This is a genomic window from Streptomyces sp. NPDC053048 (assembly GCF_044547045.1).
In the GTDB taxonomy this organism is placed as follows: Bacteria; Actinomycetota; Actinomycetes; order Streptomycetales; family Streptomycetaceae; genus Streptomyces.
Window position 1 is genome coordinate 281,373 of record NZ_JBITZS010000003.1, and the last position, 20,319, is coordinate 301,691.

At 73.3% G+C, this 20,319-nt stretch carries 17 protein-coding genes; 10 read left to right on the top strand and 7 right to left on the bottom strand.

Going from position 1 to position 20,319, the window contains the following annotated elements; translation table 11 throughout:
• Window positions 1-3 precede the first annotated feature (3 nt).
• Together ACIG36_RS09470 and ACIG36_RS09475 are read left to right on the top strand one after the other, a co-directional pair.
• A complete protein-coding gene (locus tag ACIG36_RS09470) occupies window positions 4-744 on the top strand; it encodes an aminoacyl-tRNA hydrolase (protein ID WP_399924632.1) in 741 nt (246 codons plus the stop codon).
• A 43-nt stretch (window positions 745-787) separates the two neighbouring features.
• Window positions 788-2,050, top strand: coding sequence for a hypothetical protein (locus tag ACIG36_RS09475; RefSeq protein ID WP_399924635.1), 1,263 nt, complete (start codon window positions 788-790; stop codon window positions 2,048-2,050).
• 34 nt (window positions 2,051-2,084) lie between these two features.
• Here the strand turns inward: ACIG36_RS09475 and ACIG36_RS09480 are convergent, their stop codons facing one another.
• A complete protein-coding gene (locus ACIG36_RS09480; RefSeq protein ID WP_399925389.1) occupies window positions 2,085-2,933 on the bottom strand; it encodes a polysaccharide deacetylase family protein in 849 nt (282 codons plus the stop codon).
• Window positions 2,934-3,014: 81 nt separating this feature from the next.
• Window positions 3,015-4,139 carry a cell division protein ZapE gene (gene zapE / locus ACIG36_RS09485; RefSeq protein WP_399924638.1) on the bottom strand — a complete coding sequence of 375 codons (1,125 nt, stop codon included), beginning with the start codon at window positions 4,137-4,139 and terminating at the stop codon, window positions 3,015-3,017.
• A gap of 72 nt (window positions 4,140-4,211) precedes the next feature.
• On the opposite strand from zapE, the gene ACIG36_RS09490 reads away from it, so the two are divergent.
• The 4 genes from ACIG36_RS09490 (at window position 4,212) to msrB (ending at window position 7,671) form a co-directional block, all read left to right on the top strand.
• Window positions 4,212-4,994 carry a pyrimidine reductase family protein gene (locus tag ACIG36_RS09490; RefSeq protein ID WP_399924641.1) on the top strand — a complete coding sequence of 261 codons (783 nt, stop codon included), beginning with the start codon at window positions 4,212-4,214 and terminating at the stop codon, window positions 4,992-4,994.
• A 251-nt stretch (window positions 4,995-5,245) separates the two neighbouring features.
• Window positions 5,246-5,740 carry an indole-3-glycerol phosphate synthase gene (locus tag ACIG36_RS09495; protein ID WP_399924644.1) on the top strand — a complete coding sequence of 165 codons (495 nt, stop codon included), beginning with the start codon at window positions 5,246-5,248 and terminating at the stop codon, window positions 5,738-5,740.
• 102 nt (window positions 5,741-5,842) lie between these two features.
• On the top strand, window positions 5,843-7,237 hold the full coding sequence (gene murC, locus ACIG36_RS09500; protein ID WP_399924647.1) for a UDP-N-acetylmuramate--L-alanine ligase: 1,395 nt from the start codon (window positions 5,843-5,845) through the stop codon (window positions 7,235-7,237).
• Window positions 7,238-7,263: 26 nt separating this feature from the next.
• Window positions 7,264-7,671: a peptide-methionine (R)-S-oxide reductase MsrB gene (msrB, locus tag ACIG36_RS09505; RefSeq protein WP_399924650.1), complete on the top strand. Its 408-nt coding sequence runs from the start codon at window positions 7,264-7,266 to the stop codon at window positions 7,669-7,671.
• 24 nt (window positions 7,672-7,695) lie between these two features.
• Here the strand turns inward: msrB and ACIG36_RS09510 are convergent, their stop codons facing one another.
• From ACIG36_RS09510 to glgX, 4 genes are all read right to left on the bottom strand, one after another.
• Window positions 7,696-7,983: a hypothetical protein gene (locus tag ACIG36_RS09510; protein WP_399924652.1), complete on the bottom strand. Its 288-nt coding sequence runs from the start codon at window positions 7,981-7,983 to the stop codon at window positions 7,696-7,698.
• A 143-nt stretch (window positions 7,984-8,126) separates the two neighbouring features.
• Entirely contained in the window at window positions 8,127-9,866 is a 1,740-nt protein-coding gene (gene treZ / locus ACIG36_RS09515) for a malto-oligosyltrehalose trehalohydrolase (RefSeq protein WP_399924655.1), read from the bottom strand.
• Between the two features lie 107 nt (window positions 9,867-9,973).
• Complete coding sequence (treY, locus tag ACIG36_RS09520; protein WP_399924658.1) at window positions 9,974-12,352, bottom strand: malto-oligosyltrehalose synthase; 2,379 nt, start codon at window positions 12,350-12,352, stop codon at window positions 9,974-9,976.
• A gap of 79 nt (window positions 12,353-12,431) precedes the next feature.
• Window positions 12,432-14,564 (bottom strand): glycogen debranching protein GlgX, encoded by a 2,133-nt coding sequence (gene glgX, locus ACIG36_RS09525; RefSeq protein ID WP_399924661.1) that lies wholly within the window; start codon window positions 14,562-14,564, stop codon window positions 12,432-12,434.
• A gap of 270 nt (window positions 14,565-14,834) precedes the next feature.
• On the opposite strand from glgX, the gene ACIG36_RS09530 reads away from it, so the two are divergent.
• The 3 genes from ACIG36_RS09530 to ACIG36_RS09540 all read left to right on the top strand — a co-directional run bounded on the left by ACIG36_RS09530 (window position 14,835) and on the right by ACIG36_RS09540 (window position 18,085).
• Window positions 14,835-16,079: an SAV2148 family HEPN domain-containing protein gene (locus ACIG36_RS09530; protein WP_399924664.1), complete on the top strand. Its 1,245-nt coding sequence runs from the start codon at window positions 14,835-14,837 to the stop codon at window positions 16,077-16,079.
• A gap of 155 nt (window positions 16,080-16,234) precedes the next feature.
• Entirely contained in the window at window positions 16,235-16,942 is a 708-nt protein-coding gene (locus tag ACIG36_RS09535; RefSeq protein WP_399924667.1) for a 3'-5' exonuclease, read from the top strand.
• Window positions 16,943-17,110: 168 nt separating this feature from the next.
• Entirely contained in the window at window positions 17,111-18,085 is a 975-nt protein-coding gene (locus ACIG36_RS09540) for a zinc metalloprotease (protein ID WP_399924670.1), read from the top strand.
• Window positions 18,086-18,125: 40 nt separating this feature from the next.
• Here ACIG36_RS09540 and ACIG36_RS09545 read toward each other — a convergent pair whose 3' ends face one another.
• Window positions 18,126-18,998: a phosphotransferase gene (locus ACIG36_RS09545; RefSeq protein ID WP_399924673.1), complete on the bottom strand. Its 873-nt coding sequence runs from the start codon at window positions 18,996-18,998 to the stop codon at window positions 18,126-18,128.
• Window positions 18,999-19,094: 96 nt separating this feature from the next.
• Here ACIG36_RS09545 and ACIG36_RS09550 point away from each other — a divergent pair, with 96 nt between their 5' ends.
• Window positions 19,095-20,306, top strand: a complete 1,212-nt coding sequence (locus tag ACIG36_RS09550) for a macrolide family glycosyltransferase (RefSeq protein WP_399924676.1) — start codon at window positions 19,095-19,097, stop codon at window positions 20,304-20,306.
• Window positions 20,307-20,319: the final 13 nt, after the last annotated feature.

Genomic DNA, 20,319 nt, shown 5'->3' on the forward strand with positions numbered 1-20,319 from the left:
GGCGTGACCAGCTCCGATGCCCCGTCCGGCGCCACCGGCGACCCTCGCGACAACGCCCCGCAGTTCGTCCTCCCGCTCGTCGTGCGGATGGAGAAGACCGCGCCGCCCACCCGCACCGACGCCCTGGAGACGGCGGCGCGCGCGGTGCTCACGCTGCTGTCGGACGAGCGGGCGACCGCCGCCGACGGCGAGTGGGCGCGGGCGGTGCGCGACTGGCAGGACGCCCGGATCCGCAAGGTGGTGCGACGGGCGCGCGGCGCCGAGTGGCGCAAGGCCTCGGCGCTGCCGGGCATCACGGTGATGGGCCGGGCCGAGGCCGACGCGCCCGCCGCCGAGGTGCGGGTCTTCCCGCCCGTACCGCTGGACGGCTGGCCCAAGGAACTGGTCAAGCTGCAGGTGTCGGGAACCGACCTCGACGACCCCGAGCCCCCCGCCGCGCCGGACCCCGCCCGGCCGGTGCTGTGGCTCAACCCCTGCCTCGGGATGTCCGCGGGCAAGGCCATGGCGCAGGCCGGGCACGGGGCCCAGCTGGCATGGTGGGACCTGGACGAGGCAGCCCGCGAGGCCTGGCGCCGGGACGGCTTCGCGCTGTCCGTACGGACCGCCGACCCGGCCCGCTGGGCCGAGCTGACCGCGAGCGGGCTACCGCTGGTACGCGACGCCGGCTTCACCGAGATCGCGCCCGGCTCCTGCACGGTCGTCGCGGACCACCCGTCGCTACGGAACTGTCACACAAGCCTGTGATACTGGCGCCTAAACATCTGTACGGGTGCCAGGGAGTACGAAGTTGTCGAAGAGGTCTCTTTACGGAGGGACGGCCCTGGGCGCCGCGTGCGTGGCGGCGGCACTCGTCGCCGGTCTGACCCGCACCGACGCCGGCGCGGACGACAGCGGGAAGGCCGCCGCCGCCTCCCCGGCGGCGCCGGGGAGCGCATCGAGGAGCGAGGCCAACGGCGGCAAGGAGCCCGAGGAGGTCTGGGACGGCAAGGTCAGGATCCTCGGGGACGGCTCGACGTCCTACACCGGCCCCCAGCCGAAGGTGACCAAGCCCGAGAAGCTCAAGCCGGGCGAGAAGCCGCCGCAGTTCGTCGTCTTCTCCTGGGACGGCGCCCTGGAGAACGACGACCGGCTCTTCTCCCACTTCCGCAAGGTCGCCCGGCAGAGCAACGCCCAGATGACCTACTTCCTCAGCGGCATCTACCTGCTGCCCAAGTCCGACCGGCACAAGTACCAGCCGCCCCGGCACAAGCAGGGCGACGCGGCCATCGACTTCACCTCCGACGCCCACATCAAGGACACCCTCGAGCAGCTGCGCGGCGCGTGGCTGGAGGGCAACGAGATAGGCACGCACTTCAACGGCCACTTCTGCGGCAAGGGCGGGGGTGGCGAATGGACCGTGGACGAGTGGAAGAAGGAGATAGAGCAGTCCTACTCGTTCGTCCAGAACTGGAAGACGAACACCGGCTTCAAGAACGTCGACCCGCTGCCCTTCGACTACAAGAAGGAGCTCGTGGGCGGCCGCGCCCCCTGCCTCGAGGGGCAGAAGACGCTGATACCGGCGGCGAAGTCCTTCGGCTGGCGCTACGACGCCAGTTCGCCCGGCGACTTCCAGCTCTGGCCCTCGAAAATCGACGGCGTCTGGAACTTCCCGCTGCAGCTGCTGCCGTACCCCAAGAGCGACCGCCAGGTCCTCTCCATGGACTTCAACTTCCTCTACAACCAGTCCGGTGACAACACCAACGGCGACCCCGCCAAGCGCGCGGAGTGGCAGCAGCTCACCCGCCAGGGCTACCTCAACGGCTTCAACCGCGTCTACAACGGCAGCCGCGCCCCGATGTTCATAGGCAACCACTTCGAGACCTGGAACGGGGGCATCTACATGAAGGCCATGGAGGACGTCATGAAGGACGTCTGCCGCCGGGACGGGGTGCGCTGCGTCTCCTTCCGCCAGGTGGCGGATTGGCTGGACGCCCAGGACCCGCAGGTGCTGGCGAAGCTGCGCGGGCTGGACCCGGCACAGGCCCCGGACTGGAAGACGTTCATCAAGTAGAAGACGTTCGTCGAGCAGCGGAACCGGCGGGAGGTCACCCGCCGATCAGGTCGGAGACCCGGACGAACTCATAGCCCTTGGCCCGCAGTGCCGGCACGATCTTCCGTACCGCCTCCTCCGTTGTCGGTGCCGCGCTGCGCGTGCAGTGCATCACCACGACCGAGCCCGGCTGGACCTGCGAGATCACCTGAGTGGCCACCGGTCCGGCCTGCTTGGCGAAGGCGTCGCCGCTGACGACGTCCCACTGCACGGCCGTCACCTTCGCCGGTCCCAGCTCCCGCAGCACCGACGGGTTGTGGCAGCCGCCCGGGAAGCGGAAGTAGGGCACGACGCGCTCGGCCCCGGCCTTCTTGAACGCCGTGAAGGCGCGCTCGACGTCGGCGCGCGCCTGGCCGCGCGGGAGGGCGGGCAGGCCGTAGCAGGGTGTGGCGAAGGCGTGGTGGCTGTAGGAGTGGTTGGCGATCTCGAAGAGGGGGTCGCCGCCGATGGACCTGACCTGGTCCGGGTACTGCTCGGCCCAGCGGCCGGTCATGAAGACGGTGGCGGGCACCTTCAGCCGGCGCAGCGTCTCGATGAGCGCGGGGTTGTCGAAGTGCTCCCCGCGGGCGGCTCGCGGCCCCTGATCGGACGTCATGTCGGCGTCGAAGGTGAGGGCGACGCGCTTGGCGCCGTCACGGGCGCCGTGCGAGAAGACGGGCGCGGCGCCGCCGGGGCCCGGCGGCAGGGTGGGTGCGGCGGACGGGGCCGCGGACGAGGGGGCGGCGGAGGCCGGCGCGGTGGCCTTCGCTCCGGCGGACGTGGCCGTGGCGGCGCCGGTCCGGCCGGCGTCCTGGCCGCCGCCACAGGCGGTCAGGACGCAGCACAGCAGCGCGGCTGCGCCCAGGGCGGCGGCGGAGCGGGAGAGTCGGGTCTCGGGGAGCACCAGGGCACGTTACCCGGCCGGAGCCGGGCCGTATCCCGCCGGCTACGCCTCGGCCAGGGCCTTGCCGTCGCGCGCGAGCGCGGTCAGCCGGGAGATGGCCCGGAAGTACTTCTTGCGGTAGCCACCGTTCAGCATCTCCTCGCTGAACAGCTCGTCGAACGGCCGCCCCGACGCCAGCACCGGCACCTCGCGGTCGTAGAGCCGGTCGGCGAGGACCACCAGGCGCAGGGCCGTCGACTGGTCCGGGACCGGCTCGACGCCGGTCAGGCACACGGCCTTGATCCCGTCGCTCATGGCGCCGTAGCGGCTGGGGTGGACCTTGGACAGGTGCTCGAGGAGGGCGGGGAAGGCGTCCAGCGAGGCGCCCTCGGCGGTGTGTGCGACGCGCTCGACGGTCTCGTCGTCGTACGGGGCGGGGGCCTGCGGCAGGCCGCGGTGGCGGTAGTCCTCGCCGTCGATGCGCAGGGGCCGGAAGTGCGCGGACAGGCCCTGGATCTCGCGCAGGAAGTCGGCGGCGGCGAACCGGCCCTCGCCGAGCTTGCCGGGCAGCGTGTTGGAGGTGGCGGCCAGCGCCACGCCCGCCTCGACGAGCTTGCTCAGCAGCGAGGAGACCAGGACCGTGTCGCCGGGGTCGTCGAGCTCGAATTCGTCGATGCACAGCAGCCTGTGGCCGCTGAGGGTCCGCACGGTCTGCTGGAAGCCCAGCGCGCCGACCAGGTTGGTCAGCTCGACGAACGTGCCGAAGGCCTTCTGCTCCGGGGCGGCCGCGGTGGCGTGCCAGAGAGAGGCCAGCAGGTGGGTCTTGCCGACGCCGTAGCCGCCGTCGAGGTAGACGCCGCGCGGGCCGGCGGGGGCGGCGGGCTTCGTCTCGCGGCGGAACCAGCGCTTGCGGCCGGTGGCCGCGGCTTCGCCACCGAGGCCCGCGGCGAAGGCGGCGAGCGTCTTGACGGCCTCGGCCTGGCTGGGCTGGTTCGGGTCGGGGAGGTAGTTGTCGAACCGCACCGAGTCGAAGCGCGGCGGCGGCACCATCTCGGCGACCAGGCGGTCGGCCGGTACGTGCGGGGCGCGCGAGGTGAGCGCGACGGGCCGCCCGGCGGCCTGCCCGGCCGTGGGGCCGGTGGCGGCGGAGCCCGGTGCGCTGGAGGGTGCTGCGGTGGAGGACGACACAGCTGTCCAGCGTAGCCCCGGATCGGGGCGGGGGCCGTCCCGCGCGGGGCGAGCCATGTCACACTGCCGCCTATGCGACGCCTGTTCCCCTCCCCGCTCAGCCCCGCCGACCTCGAGGACCGCGAATGGGGGCTGGACGAGCTGGCCGACCTCTACGCCTACCCGGAGGCGGACGCCGGGGGCGGCGCCGGGCGGCCGTGGCTGCGGGCCAACATGGTCTCCTCCCTGGACGGCGCCGCCCACCACGAGGGCCGCTCGCAGCCGCTGTCCTCGCCGGCCGACATGCGGATCTTCGGCACGCTGCGGGGCCTGGCCGACGCGGTGATCGTGGGCGCCGAGACCGTGCGGCAGGAGGTCTACCGGCCCGCGCGAGCCCGGGAGGCGTTCGCGGCGCGACGGGCGGCGCTGGGCCAGGGGCTCGCGCCCGTCATAGCGGTGGTGAGCGCCGGCCTGGAGCTGGACTTCTCGCTGCCGCTGTTCACCTCGCCGCTGGTGCCCACGATCGTGCTGACGGGCGCGCAGGCCCCGGCGGATCGGATCGACGCGGCGCGCACGGCGGGCGCCGAGGTGATCGTGGCGGGCGAGGGGCGCGGGGTCGACGCCGCGCGCGTGCCGCGGCTGCTGGCCGAGCGGGGGCTGCGCAGGCTGCTCACGGAGGGCGGCCCCCGGCTGCTGGGGCAGTTCGCGTCGGCCCGGGTGCTGGACGAGATGTGCCTGTCGCTGGCCCCCATGGTGGCCACGGGCACGGCGCCGCGGATCATGGCGGGGCCGCCGCTGGAGGTGCCCGAGCGGTTCGTGCTGGGCTCGGTGCTGGAGCACGACGGCTTCCTGTTCACCCGTTACCGCAGGGGCTGACGCATGAGCCGGCGCGGGGGGACGACGGGGTCGTCACGGGGCGTCACGGACCGTCGCGGGGTCAGGGGCGCGCGTCGGCCGGCGAGGATCCGACAATCGGCGGAATTTTTCGTTCCGGTTCTCTTCCGGTGGGCAGAATTGAGTCAGACGCTCTCCCGAGGGCAGAGGACCACAACAGGCGGGCTCACGGGAGCACGCGCAGGATGGTTTCTGTTGGGCCCGGTGGCCCATGGAGAAGAAGGGCGCCCACCGTGTTCACGAGCGTACTGATGATCGAGCAGCCGCTGTCCGCCGCCGATGTCGACTTCGTCACGACCCTCCACGACGACGCGATGTCCTTCGTCGTCCTCATGCGGCCCAGAGGCGCCGAGGACCGGCTGCTGCGCGCCATCGACGACGTTGCCCTCGGCGAGCTGGAGCAGGCCGTGCACGAGGCGGACGAGCCCGAGGGCGCGGAGGCCGTACGGCCCGCCGTGCTCGCCCTGGAGCACTCCCTGCAGAGCCTGCGGGCGGCGGGCTGCGAGGCCGTCGGCCAGATCATCGACAACCACCCGCTGGACCTGCTGCGCTCCGTCGTCGAGCAGACCCACGCCGACGAGGTGATCGTGCTGACCGCCCCGCACCTGGTCGAGGAGTTCTTCCACCGAGACTGGGCCTCCCGCGCCCGCCACAAGGTCGGCGTGCCCGTCCTCAAGCTCTACGCGCACAACGACGAAGAGGTGCCCGAGGGCGGCGCCGAGGAGTGAGCCCGGCCGGCGGCCCGCGGCGGGCGTGGACCGGAGTACCGGCGGCGAATGCAACAATCGGTGCCTGTAGCCACACCCGCCGACCCCCAGGGAGCACCGCACATGGCACCGGCCGTCCCCACGACGATGGACCGACCGCACTTCATCGGCATCGGCGGCGCCGGAATGTCGGGCATCGCGAAGATCCTCGCGCAGCGCGGTGCGGCCGTGGCGGGCAGTGACGCCAAGGAGTCCGCGACCGCCGGCGCCCTGCGCGACCTCGGGGCCACCGTGCACATCGGCCACGCCTCCGGGCACCTGGCCGAGGACGCCAGCTGCGTCGTGGTCTCCAGCGCCATCCGCGCCGACAACCCGGAGCTGGCCGCCGCCGCCGAGCGCGGCATCCCGGTCGTCCACCGCTCGGACGCGCTGGCCCGCCTGATGGACGGCCTGCGGCCCATCGCCGTCGCCGGCACGCACGGCAAGACCACCACCACGTCCATGCTGGCCGTCTCCCTCGACACCCTGGGCCTCGACCCCTCGTACGCCATCGGCGGCGACCTCGACGGCCCCGGCTCCAACGCCCGCCACGGCGCCGGCGAGATCTTCGTGGCCGAGGCGGACGAAAGCGACCGCAGCTTCCACAAGTACGCGCCCGAGGTCGCGATCATCCTCAACGTGGAGCTCGACCACCACGCCAACTACGCCTCGATGGACGAGATCTACGAGTCCTTCGAGACCTTCGTCGGCCGCGTCCGCCCCGGCGGCACCCTCGTCGTCTCCGCCGACCAGGCGGGCGCCCGCGAGCTGACCGCGCGCGTCTCCGGCCGCCACGACATCGAGGTCGTCACCTACGGCGAGGCCGAGGACGCGGACGTCCGCGTGGTGAAGATCAGTCCGCGCGGCCTGACCAGCGAGGTCACCGTCCTGCTGAACGGGCGGATGCTGACCTTCACGGTCTCCGTCCCCGGCCGCCACTACGCGCTCAACGCCGTCGCCGCCCTCGCCGCGGGCGTCGCCCTCGGCATCCCGGCGCACAACCTCGCCTCCGCCCTCGGCAAGTACACCGGCGTCAAGCGCCGCCTGCAGCTCAAGGGCGAGGCGAACGGCGTCCAGGTCATCGACTCCTACGCGCACCACCCCACCGAGATGACCGCCGACCTCGAGGCCATGCGCGGCGCGGCCGCCGGCTCCCGGGTCCTCGTGGTCTTCCAGCCCCACCTGTTCTCCCGCACCCAGGAGCTGGGCACCGAGATGGGCCAGGCCCTGGCCCTGGCCGACGACTCCGTCGTCCTCGACATCTACCCGGCCCGCGAGGACCCGGTCCCCGGCGTCACCAGCGCCCTGATCATCGACGCGGCCGTGGCCGCGGGCGCCGAGGTGCGCGCCGAGCACGACATGGCCGCGATCCCGGACGTGATCGCGGGAATGGCCCGCCCCGGCGATCTCGTTCTCACCATGGGCGCCGGCGACGTGACGGACCTCGGTCCGAAGATCCTGGCCCGCCTGGAGAGCTGACCCACACACCGCGGAGGGCGTGCGAGATGGCGTACGAGGTCGAGAAGACGGACGAGCAGTGGCGCGCCGAGCTGAGCCCGGCGGAGTACCAGGTACTCCGCCAGGGCGGCACCGAGCCCGCCTTCCGCGGCGAATACACCGACACCAAGGCGGAGGGCGTCTACAGCTGCCGGGCCTGCGGCGCGGAGCTCTTCCGGTCCACCGAGAAGTTCGAGAGCCACTGCGGCTGGCCGAGCTTCTTCGACCCCAAGGACGCCTCCGCCGTGGAGCTCCTTCAGGACCACTCCCACGGCATGGTCCGCACCGAGGTCCGCTGCGCCCGCTGCGGCTCCCACCTCGGGCACGTCTTCGAGGGCGAGGGCTACCCCACGCCCACCGACCAGCGCTACTGCATCAACTCCATCTCGCTGCGCCTGGAGCCGGCGGAGGGCTGAGGCCGGCTCACTTCTGCGTGCCCGTCACTTCTGCGCGAGGCCCTTCTTCAGGTCGTCGTAGTTCATGACGGGGAGGAGCTCGACATCCGCTTCCATCTCCAGCAGGAGCGCTTCCAGCGTGGCGGGTATCCGCGACGGGTCCTCCAGGTCGAAGACGAGCACGCAGGTGCGGCCGCCGTCCATCGGGCCGAAGTAGGCGGCTTCGGGCTTGGTCCGGTCCATCAGGCCCTGCACGAACTTCGGGAGGTTGCCGCTCCGGTAGGCCTCGTTCGAGGCGTGGGTGTCCAGCCGGGCCCTGAGCATCATGCGCATGGCTCATCGTCCCCTCGGCGCGACGCACCGCACCCGGCGCTCCGGCTCCGCGCTCACTGAGGCGCGGATGCGCCCGTTCCCAGCGTCCCTCCCGCCCCGCCCCGCCGCAACGCGCGGCGGGAGTCGGGGCGCCTCCGAGGAGGTCAGCCGCACCGCAGCACGGCCGCCGAGGCGGGCGGCAGGTGCAGCAGGCCGTCCGGGCCGGGGAGGTCCACGGGCCGCCAGGCGGCCAGGACCTCGCGCACCGGGGCGTCGCCCAGCGGCAGCGCGGCCGGTGCGTCCGTCGGGTTGACGGCCGTGCACAGGCCGCCGCGGCGCAGGACGGTCGTGCCGCCGGGGCCGACGGTGACCGCCGTGGCGGAGAGCGGCCCCGGGGCGGGCTCGGCACGGCGGAGGGCGATCAGACGCCGGTACCAGGCGAGGAGCCGGTCGTGCGGGGGACGGCCGGGCTCGGACCAGTCGAGGCACGAGCGATCGCGCGTGGCCGGGTCCTGCGGATCGGGGATCTCGCCCGCCGTCCACCCGTGGGCGGCGAACTCGCGGCGGCGGCCGGTGCGCACGGCCTCGGCCAGGTCCGGGTCCGTGTGGTCGGTGAAGTACTGCCAGGGCGTACGGGCGCCCCATTCCTCGCCCATGAACAGCATGGGGGTGAAGGGCGCGCCCAGTACGAGGGCGGCGGCGCAGGCCGGCAGGCCGGGGGAGAGGCGGGCGGAGAGGCGGTCGCCCAGGGCGCGGTTGCCGATCTGGTCGTGGGTCTGGGCGTAGCCCAGGAGCCGGTGGGCGGGGGTGGTGGCGGGGTCGAGCGGGCGGCCGTGCGGGCGGCCGCGGAACGCGGAGTGGGTGCCGTCGTGGAAGAAGCCGCCCCGCAGCGTCTTGAGCAGGGCCTGCGCCGGGTCGGCGGCGAAGTCGGCGTAGTAGCCCCCCGACTCCCCGGTCAGGAGGGTGTGCAGCGCGTGATGGAAGTCGTCGTTCCACTGGGCGTGCAGGCCCAGTCCGCCGGCCTCGCGCGGGGTGGTGGTGGCCGGGTCGTTGAGGTCCGACTCGGCGATCAGGAACAGGGGCCGTCCCAGCCGCGCGGCCAGCGCGTCGACGGCGGCCGACAGTTCGGCCAGGAAGTGCTTCGGCCCGGTGTCGGCCAGCGCGTGCACCGCGTCCAGCCGCAGCCCGTCGAGCCGGTAGTCGCGCAGCCAGGCCAGCGCACTGCCCGTCAGATACGCGCGCACCTCGGCCGATCCGGGCGCGTCCAGGTTGACGGCCGCACCCCACGGCGTGTGGTGGGCGGCGGTGAAGTACGGGCCGAACGCGGGCAGGTGGTTGCCCGAGGGGCCGAGGTGGTTGTGCACCACGTCCAGGACGATGCCCAGGCCCAGCCCGTGCGCGGCGTCCACGAAGCGCCGCAGCCCGTCCGGCCCGCCGTAGGGCTCGTGCACGGCCCACGGGGCGACGCCGTCGTAACCCCAGCCGTGCCGGCCCGGGAACGGGCACACCGGCATCAGCTCCACATGCGTGATCCCCAGCTCCGCCAGGTGCCCCAGCCGGGCCGCGGCCGCGTCGAAGGTGCCCTCCGGGGTGAACGTGCCGGTGTGCAGCTCGTAGAGCACCGCGCCCGGCAGCGGACGGCCCGCCCAGGGGTGCCGCCAGGCAAAGCGGGTGAAGTCGACGACGGCGGAGAGGCCTTCGGGGCCGTCGGGCAGCCGGCGCGAGCGGGGGTCGGGCAGGACGGGGCCGCCGTCGAGGGCGAAGCCGTAGCGGGTGCCGTGCGCGGCGGGCGTCTCGCGGCGCCACCAGCCGGCGCGGGCCGCGTCGCGCTCCATCGCGTACGTCCGGCCGTCGGCCAGCAGGTCGGCCCGGCCGGCCTCCGGTGCCCACACCTCGAACAGCACGGCAGCTCCTCCCGGACGCGTCCTCCCGGAACAGGTGCTGTCCATGGTGCCGCCCGATGGCACCCGGCTGCTACGAGGCCGCCGGTGCCCGTCCGTTCGCGCCCGCCCTACGCCCGCACCAGCAGCGCCACGGGTGACGCCGCCAGCAACCTGGCCAGCTCCACTCGCCCCTGCCACATCCCGCCCGTCAGCAGCTCGCGCCACGCGCCGCCCGCCGGCAGCTCCAGCACCGTCCCGCGCCAGCCCCCGTCCTCCGCGAGCCGCCGGGGCAGCCGGGTCGCCGCCGCGACCACCTCGCCCGCCCGTGCGAAGGCCACGCAGTGTCCGGCCGCGGGCCCGGCCGGGGTCAGCGGTTCGTAGGAGCCCTCGGCGCCGAACCACGCCGGATGCGCGCGCCGAAGGCGCAGCGCGGCGCGGGTGAGGGCGTACTTCTCGCCGGACAGGCCTTCCCGCGGGCCCGCGGCCGGTTCCGGGGGGAAGGGCGGCACCCGCCGGTTGTCCGGGTCGACCAGTGCCGTGTACACCCCTTCCGTTCCCATGTACACGTCCGGCACCCCCGGCATCGTCAGGTGCAGCAGCGCCGCCCCCAGCGTGTTGGCCCGTACCGTCGGCGCGGCCTCGAGGGCGAGGGCGGCCAGGGCGGCACGGTCCTCCTCCCCGCACGGGCCCGTCGCGACGAACTCCGTGACGGCCGCCTCGTAGGCGGCGTCCGGCTCGGTCCAGGTGGTGAGCAGCGCCGCCTCGCGGACGCCCTTGAGGACCGCGGTCGCCAGCCGTCCGGCGTCGGCGGTGCCCAGCCCGAAGGCGTTCTGCCAGGCCGACCACGCCACGTGCGGGTCGGGGGCCGTGCCGCGCGACCACAGCCGGTCCATCAGCTCCGCCCAGTGCCGCGGGTACTCGCTCAGCGCGGCGATCCGGGCCCGCGCGTCCGCGCTGCGCTTGGTGTCGTGGGTGGAGAGCACGGTCCCGCCGGCGGGCCAGTCGCGCCGCAGCCGGGCGCAGTAGGCGTGGAACTCCGCCGGGCCGACCGCCGGCCGGTCCGGCACCCCGCCGACCTCGGTGGCCGACAGCAGCGGCGCGTAGCGGTAGAAGGCGGTGTCCTCGACCGACTTGGCGCGCAGCGCGGAGGCGGTCTGCGCGAAGCGGGCGCAGAAGTCCCGCTGGTCGGGCCCGTCGCCCAGCCGGCCGAGCGCCGCGTCGCGGACGAACTCCACGGCCCGCGCCTCCTCCGGCACCGCGAAGGCGGTGCGGGCACCCTGCGCCGCCTCGTCGAGCAGCGCGGCGTCGACCGGGGTGACCGTCCGGCCGGGCACGGCGTAGGGGCGGTAGACGGGCAGTCGGACGAGGATCTCGCACAGGGCGGTGCGCAGGGCCCAGGGGGCGTGGTCGCGCAGCCGGTGGGTGGCCTCGCACAGGCGTCCGGCGGTCCGGACCAGGCGCTCGGTCTCCGCCGCGAGTTCGTGGGTGACGACCCGGTAGGCGGCGCGGCGCACGGTCGCGGGCCAGTCGCCGCCCCGGTCGGGCGGCGGGCCGGCGAAGGCGCGGTAGGAGGCGGCCAGTTCGGCCGCCCCGTCGGGATCGGTGAACAGGCCGTCGAGGTGGCGCAGGGCGTCGTAGCCGGTGGTGCCGGCGACGGGCCAGTCGGCGGGCAGGCGCTCGTCCCCGCTGAGGATCTTCTCCACCACCGTCCACCGCCCGCCGGTGGCCGCGTGCAGCCGCCGCAGGTAGCCGGCCGGGTCGGCGAGGCCGTCGGGGTGGTCGACGCGCAGCCCGTCGAGCACCCCGTCGGCCAGCAGCGCGAGGACCTTGGCGTGGGTGGCGGCGAAGACCTCCGGGTCCTCCACGCGCACGGCGATCAGCTCGGAGACGGTGAAGAAGCGGCGGTAGTTCAGCTCGGTGCGGGCCAGCCGCCACCAGGCGGGCCGGTACCACTGGGCGTCCAGCAGCTCGGGCAGCGGCAGCCGCTCGGTGCCGGGGCGCAGCGGGAAGGCGTGCGCGCGGTAGCGCAGCACGTCGCCGTCGACCGCGAAGCGCGCCAGCTCGTCCCCGAGCGGCCCGGCCAGGACGGGCAGCAGCACCTTGCCGCCGTGCTCGGCCCAGTCGATGTCGAACCAGCGGGCGTGGCGCGAGGCCGGGCCGTCCCGCAGCACCTCCCACAGCGGGCCGTTGAGGTGCTCGGGCGCGGGCAGCGCCATGTGGTTGGGCACGATGTCGGCGATCAGCCCCAGCCCGTGCGCGTGGGCGGTGCGCGCCAGGGCCCGCAGCCCCTCCTCGCCGCCCAGCTCGGCGCGTACGGCGGTGTGGTCGAGGACGTCGTAGCCGTGGGTGGAGCCGGGGACGGCCTCCAGGACGGGGGACAGGTGCAGGTGGGAGACGCCCAGGCCGGCGAGGTAGGGCACGGCGCGCTCGGCCTCCCGGAAGGGGAAGCCGGGCTGCAGCTGCAGGCGGTAGGTGGCGGTCGGCGGGGCGGAGCTGTCGCGCGTCACGGGAACATACGTACCCACAACGGGGCGGCATCGCGCACGCCCGCCGCCGGGCGGGGCGCCGGAGGCCGGCCGGGTGCCGTCAGGCGGGGCGCTGGAGCACCGCCAGGCTGCGGTCGGTGAGGGTGAGCCGTTCCCCGGCCCGGACCTTGGGCCCGTCGGCCGCCGCGCCGTCGGGGCGGGCGGTGTCGACCACCACCTGCCACTGGGTGCCGTGGTCGGCGGGCACGACGAAGTCCAGCGGCTCGTGGTGCGCGTTGAACATCAGCAGGAAGGAGTCGTCGACGATGGGCTCGCCGCGCGGCCCCGGCTCCGAGATGGCCCCGCCGTTGAGGAAGACGGTCAGCGACTTGGCGTGGGCGGCCTGCCAGTCCCCGTCCCGCATCTCCTCCCCTTCAGGGGTGAACCAGGCGATGTCGGAGAGTTCGTCGTGGGTGCCCCGCACCGGGCGGCCGTGGAAGAAGCGGCGCCGCCGGAAGACCGGGTGGTCCCGGCGCAGCCAGACCAGCGAGCGGGTGAAGCACAGCATCCGGCGGGCCCGCGCCGAGGCCTCGTCGTCCTCACCCGGGACCGGCCAGCGCACCCAGGAGATCTCGCTGTCCTGGCAGTAGGCGTTGTTGTTGCCCCACTGGGTGCGCGCGAACTCGTCCCCGTGGCTGAGCATCGGCACGCCCTGGGAGACCATCAGCGTGGCGATGAAGTTGCGCATCTGCCGCTCGCGCAGGGCGAGCACCGCCGGGTCGCCGCTCTCGCCCTCGGCACCGCAGTTCCAGGACCGGTTGTGGCTCTCGCCGTCCGCGTTGCCCTCGCCGTTGGCCTCGTTGTGCTTGTCGTTGTACGAGACCAGGTCGTGCAGGGTGAAGCCGTCGTGACAGGTGACGAAGTTGATGGAGGCCAGCGGGCGCCGGCCGTCGTGCTGGTACAGGTCGGAGGAGCCGGTCAGGCGCGAGCCGAACTCGGCGAGGGTGGCCGGCTCGCCCCGCCACAGGTCCCGGCAGGTGTCCCGGAACTTGCCGTTCCACTCGGTCCACAGCGGAGGGAAATTGCCGACCTGGTAGCCGCCCTCGCCCACGTCCCACGGCTCGGCGATCAGCTTCACCCGGCTGACCACCGGATCCTGCTGCACCAGGTCGAAGAACGACGACAGCCGGTCCACCTCGTGGAACTGCCGGGCCAGCGTCGCCGCCAGGTCGAAGCGGAAACCGTCCACCCGCATCTCGGTCACCCAGTAGCGCAGCGAGTCCATGATGAGCTGCAGCACGTGCGGACTGCGCATCAGCAGCGAATTCCCGGTACCGGTGGTGTCCATGTGGTACCGCGCGTCGTCCGCCAGCCGGTAGTACGAGGCGTTGTCCAGGCCCCGGAAGGAGAGCGTGGGCCCGAGGTGACTGCCCTCCGCCGTGTGGTTGTAGACCACATCGAGAATCACCTCGATCCCCGCCGCGTGCAGCGCCCGCACCGCCGACTTGAACTCCAGCACCTGCTGACCCCTGTCGCCCCAGGACGCATAGGCGTTGTGCGGGGCGAAGAAACCGATGGTGTTGTAGCCCCAGTAGTTGCCCAGCCCCGCGTCCACCAGCCGGTGGTCGTTGACGAACTGATGGACCGGCATCAGCTCGATGGCGGTCACCCCCAGCTCCGTCAGGTGCTCGATCACCGCCGGATGCGCGAGCGCCGCGTACGTACCGCGCACCTCCTCCGGCAGGGCCGGATGCAGCATCGTCAGGCCCTTCACATGGGCCTCATAGATGACCGTACGGTGGTAGTCCGTACGCGGCGGCCGGTCGTCCCCCCAGTCGAAGTAGGGATTGACCACCACCGAAGTCATCATGTGCGGTGCCGAGTCCATGTCATTGCGCTTCTCCGGCCGCCCGAAGTGATAGCCGTAGACCGCCTCGCCCCAGCCGATCGCCCCGCTGACCGCCTTCGCGTACGGGTCCAGCAGCAGCTTGGCGGAGTTGCAGCGCATCCCCCGCTCCGGCTCGTACGGGCCGTGCGCCCGGAACCCGTAGCGCTGACCCGGCATCACACCCGGTAGATAGGCGTGCCGTACGAAGGCGTCGCTCTCGCGCAGCTCCACCGCCGTCTCCGAGCCGTCCTCGTGCAGCAGGCACAACTCGATCCGCTCGGCGGCCTCGGAGAAGACCGCGAAATTGGTGCCGGCGCCGTCGTACGTCGCGCCGAGTGGGTACGCCTGTCCCGGCCAGACCTGCATGAGCGAAAGTGTTCCACCCCGGGCCGCGCTTTCCGCAGATCTTCCCCAAAACCCCGGAAGGAAGCCGCCGCCGGCCGCCCCGGCTCGGCCGACCGGGTGAGGACCACCCTTCTGGCTATGAATCAGATCACTCCCGCCACAGGGCCGTCGGACAACCACCACGTCCGGCGGCCGAGTTGCGCGAAGGGCCCGAACCGAGCGGATGCACCGGCTCCCGCCCGCACAGTACGCTGCCTTGATCGTTGGACGGGGGCGGAAGGCGGTGCACTGGTGAGCTCGGGCGGGCTGGAGCTGCCCCCTGGAGACGGAAGTCCCGAGGGAGACGGCTCGACCGACACGCCACCAGGCGTGATGTCCCTGACCCGGCCCCGGGAGATCGGGGCGGAACTGGACTGGGGCGCCGACGCCTGGGGCGAGGTGCGCACCCGCGCCCGCCGGGCCGGGCGCGCCTACATCTGGCTCAACCTCGTCGAGCAGCGGCTGCGCGCCGTCGTCGCCGCCGTGCTGCGCCCGGTCTACGAGCCGGTGCACGGCGACGAGGAATGGGTCGTGGCCGCCGCGGGCCCCGCCGGCCAGGAGTGGGTGCAGCGCGCCGTGGCCGTGCGGGAGGTGAGCCGCCGTAAGGGCTACCTGCTGGACCCGGCCGACGACAACGTCCTCAGCTTCCTCACCCTGCCCCAGCTGCGCGAGCTCCTCGTGCAGCACTGGCCGTGCTTCGAGCCCTACCTCGACGACCGGCGCGAGCTCGAACTCGCACTGGACGAGCTCGAGGTGGCCCGCAACGTCGTCTCCCGCAACCGCGCGCTGTCCGAGACCGTCCTCGCCCAGGCCGAACGGGCCTCGGCGAGGCTGCTGGACATCCTCGGCGGCGGCACCCACGGCCCCTCCGCCGACCGGCTGCCCGTCGACGCCGTCGAGGACCTGGTGGGCGACCGCTACGCCGACGTCGTCGGCGTCCACCCCGACCGGGTCAGGCTGCAGCGCCAGCTGCCCGTCGAGGACCTCTTCGGCAGCGCCCGCCGCCTCGACGCGGTCGGCATAGGGCTCAACCTGCTCGTCCAGAACTACTCGGGGCGGCGCCTGGTGCGGCTGGCGGAGTCCGGCTGCCGGGCCCGGCTGCTCTTCCTCAACCCGGCCAGCAGCGCGGTGCGCCGCCGCGAGCGGGAACTGGGGATCAAGAAGGGCGAGATGAGCCGGTCGGTGGAGATGAACATCATGCACATGCGGCGGGTGCGCGACCGGCTGCGCGACACCGCCGCCTTCGAGATCCGGGTCTTCGACGAGACCCCGCGCTTCACCGCCTACCTCGTCAACGGCGACGGCTCGGACGGCCTGGCCGTCGTCCAGTCCTATCTGCGCAAGGCCCGGGGCATGGAGTCACCGGTCCTGGTCCTGCGCGGCGGCGGCCGCGACGTGCTGCGCCAGGGACGGTCCCCGGAGGACGAGGGCGGGCTCTTCGAGACCTACCGCGAGGAGTTCGAGGGGGTGTGGGCGGACTCGCGGTCGGTGTCGTGACGCCGTTCCGCGATGGGGGTTCGTCCGTATAAGGCGGGTTTCATCCGATATGCCGTCAGGGGTCGCTGCCGGGGCCGATGTCAGGGCCCGATGTCAGTGGGCTGTGCGACGCTGGGGCACCAGACGGGGGAAGCACCACCGAAGGGGGAACCGCCATGGCCTGGCACGACGAGCCGCTGATCGGCTTCGACCTGGAGACGACGGGCACGGACCCGGCGCAGGCACGGATCGTCACCGCGGCGGTCCTCGAGACCAAGGGCGGGGAGGTGGCCGCGAGCCGGCTGTGGCTGGCCGATCCGGGGGTGCCGATCCCGGCCGAGGCGGCGGCCATCCACGGCATCACCAGCGAACGGGCGGCCGCCGAGGGACGGCCCGCGGGCGAGGTCGTCGAGGAGATAGCCGGCGTGCTCGCCGGCCACTGGGCGCTGGGCGTCCCGGTCGTCGCGTACAACGCCGGCTTCGACCTCAGCCTGCTGGAGGCCGAGCTGCGCCGGCACGGGCTGCGCTCGCTGGGCGAACGGCTGGGCGGCGGCGAGGTCGGGCCCGTCGTCGACCCCTACACCATCGACCGGCACGTCGACCGCTACCGCAAGGGCCGGCGCACCCTGGAGGCGGTCTGCCGGGAGTACGGCGTGGTGCTGGACGGCGCCCACGAGGCGGGGGCCGACGCGCTGGCGGCGGTCCGCGTCGCCCGCGCCACGGCCGAGCGGTACCCGCGGATAGCCGGGGCCGGGCTGTGGGAGCTGCACCGTGACCAGGTCCACTGGTACGGCGAGTGGGCGGCCGGCTATCAGAAGTGGCTGCGCCGGCAGGGCGATCCGCAGGCGGTGGTGGACACCTCCTGGCCGCTCCGGTCCCGTTGAGCGACCGGTCTCACTGACATCACCCGAATTCGGAACCTGTCTATGTATTTGGTCCGGATTCTGTGATGCCCGTAGATGTCGGGGGTGTCCGGGTCTACGGTAATCCGTACCGGGCCCGCGATACCCCCCATCACTGCCGCGTCGAGCGGCGATCCGAGGAGGCGCGTCGTGCCCGAGAACCAGGAGTCGTCATCGTCCCGGCCGGAGCCGTCGTCCCGGCGGCAGGACTCGTCCCGGCCGCCCGAAGGCCTGCTGTGCGGGACCATGGAGGTCCACCGCAGGCTGCTCACCGAGGACGGTGACTACGCCTCAGCCCGCACGGACATCGAGAACCAGGCGTTCGCGTACGAGAGCGGGGACGCCCGCACGGCCCGCACGGGCGTGACGTGCATTCCGGTCGTCGTCCATGTCGTGCACCGCACCGACGAGGAGAACATCGACGACACCCAGGTCTTCAGCCAGCTCGATGTCCTGAACAAGGACTTCCGCAAGCGCAACGCGGACGTCGCCCAGGTGCCGGAGATCTGGAAGGACCTCGCCGCCGACAGCCGGGTCGACTTCCGCCTCGCCACCCGCGACCCGGACGGGAAGCCCACCACGGGCATCACCCGCACCCGCACGACGGTGGCGGGCTTCGGCACCGACGACGCGGTGAAGTTCACCGACCGGGGCGGCCGGGACGCCTGGCCCGCCGACCGCTACCTCAACATATGGGTCTGCCTCCTCGACGGCGGCCTGCTCGGGTACGCCCAGTTCCCGGGCGGCCCGGCGGCGACCGATGGCGTGGTCGTGCGGCACTCGGCGTTCGGCACGAGCGGCACCGCGGCGGCGCCGTTCGACCTGGGGCGGACGACCACCCACGAGGTGGGCCACTGGCTGAACCTGTACCACATCTGGGGCGACGACGGGACGGGCTGCAGCGGCAGCGACTTCGTCGCCGACACCCCCAACCAGGGCGGCCCCAACTTCGGCGCCCCGGTCTTCCCGCACGTCTCGTGCCGCAACGGCCCGCACGGCGACATGTTCATGAACTACATGGACTACGTGGACGACGCGGCCATGTTCATGTTCACGACCGGCCAGGCCAAGCGGGTCGCCGCCACCCTCGACGGCCCCCGGTCGTCCCTCGCCGAGGGCACCTGACGGCCGGGAGGCGGCCGGAAGCGGTCCGGAAGGGGGCGGATCAGAAGGGGTACCACCGCACGGCCGGGTCGCCGTCCCGCAGGGAGGCGACCCGGCGGCCGAACTCCGCGAGGGCCGCGGGGTTGCCCGGCGCGTGCTGCGCCACCCACGCGCAGCTGGCCGTCTCCCGGGCGCCGCGCAGCACGGCACAGCCGTCCCACTCGCGCACGTCCCATCCGTAGGTGTGCACGAAGGAGTGGTAGGCGTCCGGGTCCAGCCCGTACCGGTCCCGGCTGAGGGCCATCACCACCAGGTCGTGCTCGCGCAGGTCAACGGCGAAGGTCTCCAGGTCCACCAGTACCGGACCGTCGGGCCCGATGTGGACGTTGCGCGGGAGCGCGTCGCCGTGGATCGGGCCCGGCGTCAGACGGGGCGTCAGCGCGGCGGCCGCGGCGGTGAAGCCGTCCCGGCGCTCGCGCAGGTAGTCGGCGTCGGCCGGGTCGATGGCGTCACCGGCCAGCCGCAGCCAGCGCTCGACGCCGCCGAGGAGGTCACGGTGGGGCAGGCCGAAGCCGGGGTCCGGCAGCTCGTGGATCCGCCGCAGCAGCCCGGCCAGGTCGGCCGGTGCCGCGGGGCGTGCGGGCGCGGGGAGCCGGTGCCACAGCGTGACGGGGTGGCCGTCGGCGGACAGCGCCTCGGGCGCGGCCGCGCGGACGGCGGGCACGCCGCACTCGGCGAGCCAGGCGGCGACGCGCAGTTCGCGGCGGGCGCGGTCCATGAGCGAGGCGTCCCTGCCCACCTTGGCGACGAGGTCGCCGGCCGCGAAGACGGCGTTCTCGCCCAGCGAGAGCAGGGTCGCGTCCGCCACCCGGACGGGGGCTCCGGCCGCGGCGAGCAGCTCGCGGGCGCGCTGTTCGGTAAATGCTGTGTCCACCGCGCAAGTGTCCCCCGCGCGGGTCGGGGGAGTGATCGGGGGGATGGCGGAAAACATTCTTGACACGAGACGTTGCGTCTCGCATAGGGTGTGGCCATGACTCAGCCCACCGGCCAGCGGCCCGCCCATATCGCGATGTTCAACATCGCGGCTTCCGGACACGTCCACCCCGGCCTCGAGGTCGTCCGGGAACTCGTCGCCCGCGGCCACCGCGTCACCTACGCGATACCCGAGTCCTTCGCGGAGCTCGTCGCCTCGACCGGCGCCGAACCGAAGATCTACGACTCATCGCTCCCGGTCGACCAGGACCCCGACGCGTGGGGCAGTGAGCTGATCGACCACCTCGAGCTCTTCCTCGACAACGCCGTCCACTCGCTGCCCCAGATGGCGGCCGCGTACGAGGGCGACGAGCCGGACTTCGTCCTCTACGACAGCACGGTGTACGCCGGCCGCGTCCTCGCCGAGCGCTGGGGTGTGCCGTGTGTGCAGCTCAGCACGCACATGGTGGCGTGGGAGGGCTACGAGGAGGAGGTCGCCGGGCCCCTCTTCGACGCGGTCAAGGAGAGCCCGAAGGGCAAGGAGTACTACCGGCGCTTCACCGACTGGCTGACCGGGAACGGCATCGCCACCGACCCCGACAGCTTCGCCGGCCGGCCCGGCCGCAGTCTGGCCCTCATCCCCCGCGCCATGCAGCCCAACGCCGATCGCGTCGACACGTCCGTCTACACCTTCACGGGCACGTGCCAGGACGACCGGACCCACCAGGGCACCTGGGAGCGCCCGGCCGGCGCCGAGAAGGTCCTGCTGATCTCCCTCGGCTCGGCCTTCACCAAGAAGCCCGCCTTCTACCGCGAGTGCATCAAGGCATTCGGTGACCTGCCCGGCTGGCACGTCGTCCTGCAGATAGGCAAGCACGTCGAGGTGACGGAACTGGGGGCGATTCCCGCCAACTTCGAGGTGAGTTCCTGGGTTCCCCAGCTGGCCATCCTCCAGCAGGCCGACGCGTTCGTCACGCACGCCGGCATGGGCGGCTCCAAGGAGGGCCTGGCCTGCGGCGTCCCGATGGTCGCCGTGCCGCAGGCCGCCGACCAGCCCGGCAACGCCGCGGTCCTGGAGGGGCTCGGGGTGGCCCGGCACGTCCCGATGGAGGAGGCCACCGCCGACACGCTGCGCGAGGCGGTGCTCGCCCTGGTCGCCGACCCCGCCGTGGCCGAGCGCTGCGCGGCCCTCAAGGCCGAGGTCACCTCCGAGGGCGGCGCCCCGTACGCGGCCGACCTGATCGAAGCGGAACTGAAGGCTTCCAGGTAACTCCTGGTACGGT

Coding starts and splice junctions, on each gene's coding strand:
- ACIG36_RS09490 (WP_399924641.1), top strand. CDS start 4,212: ATGCGACGCCTGTTCCCCTCCCCGCTCAGCCCCGCCGACCTCGAGGAC.
- murC (WP_399924647.1), top strand. CDS start 5,843: ATGGCACCGGCCGTCCCCACGACGATGGACCGACCGCACTTCATCGGC.
- msrB (WP_399924650.1), top strand. CDS start 7,264: ATGGCGTACGAGGTCGAGAAGACGGACGAGCAGTGGCGCGCCGAGCTG.
- ACIG36_RS09510 (WP_399924652.1), bottom strand. CDS start 7,983: ATGCGCATGATGCTCAGGGCCCGGCTGGACACCCACGCCTCGAACGAG.
- glgX (WP_399924661.1), bottom strand. CDS start 14,564: ATGCAGGTCTGGCCGGGACAGGCGTACCCACTCGGCGCGACGTACGAC.
- ACIG36_RS09535 (WP_399924667.1), top strand. CDS start 16,235: ATGGCCTGGCACGACGAGCCGCTGATCGGCTTCGACCTGGAGACGACG.
- ACIG36_RS09550 (WP_399924676.1), top strand. CDS start 19,095: ATGACTCAGCCCACCGGCCAGCGGCCCGCCCATATCGCGATGTTCAAC.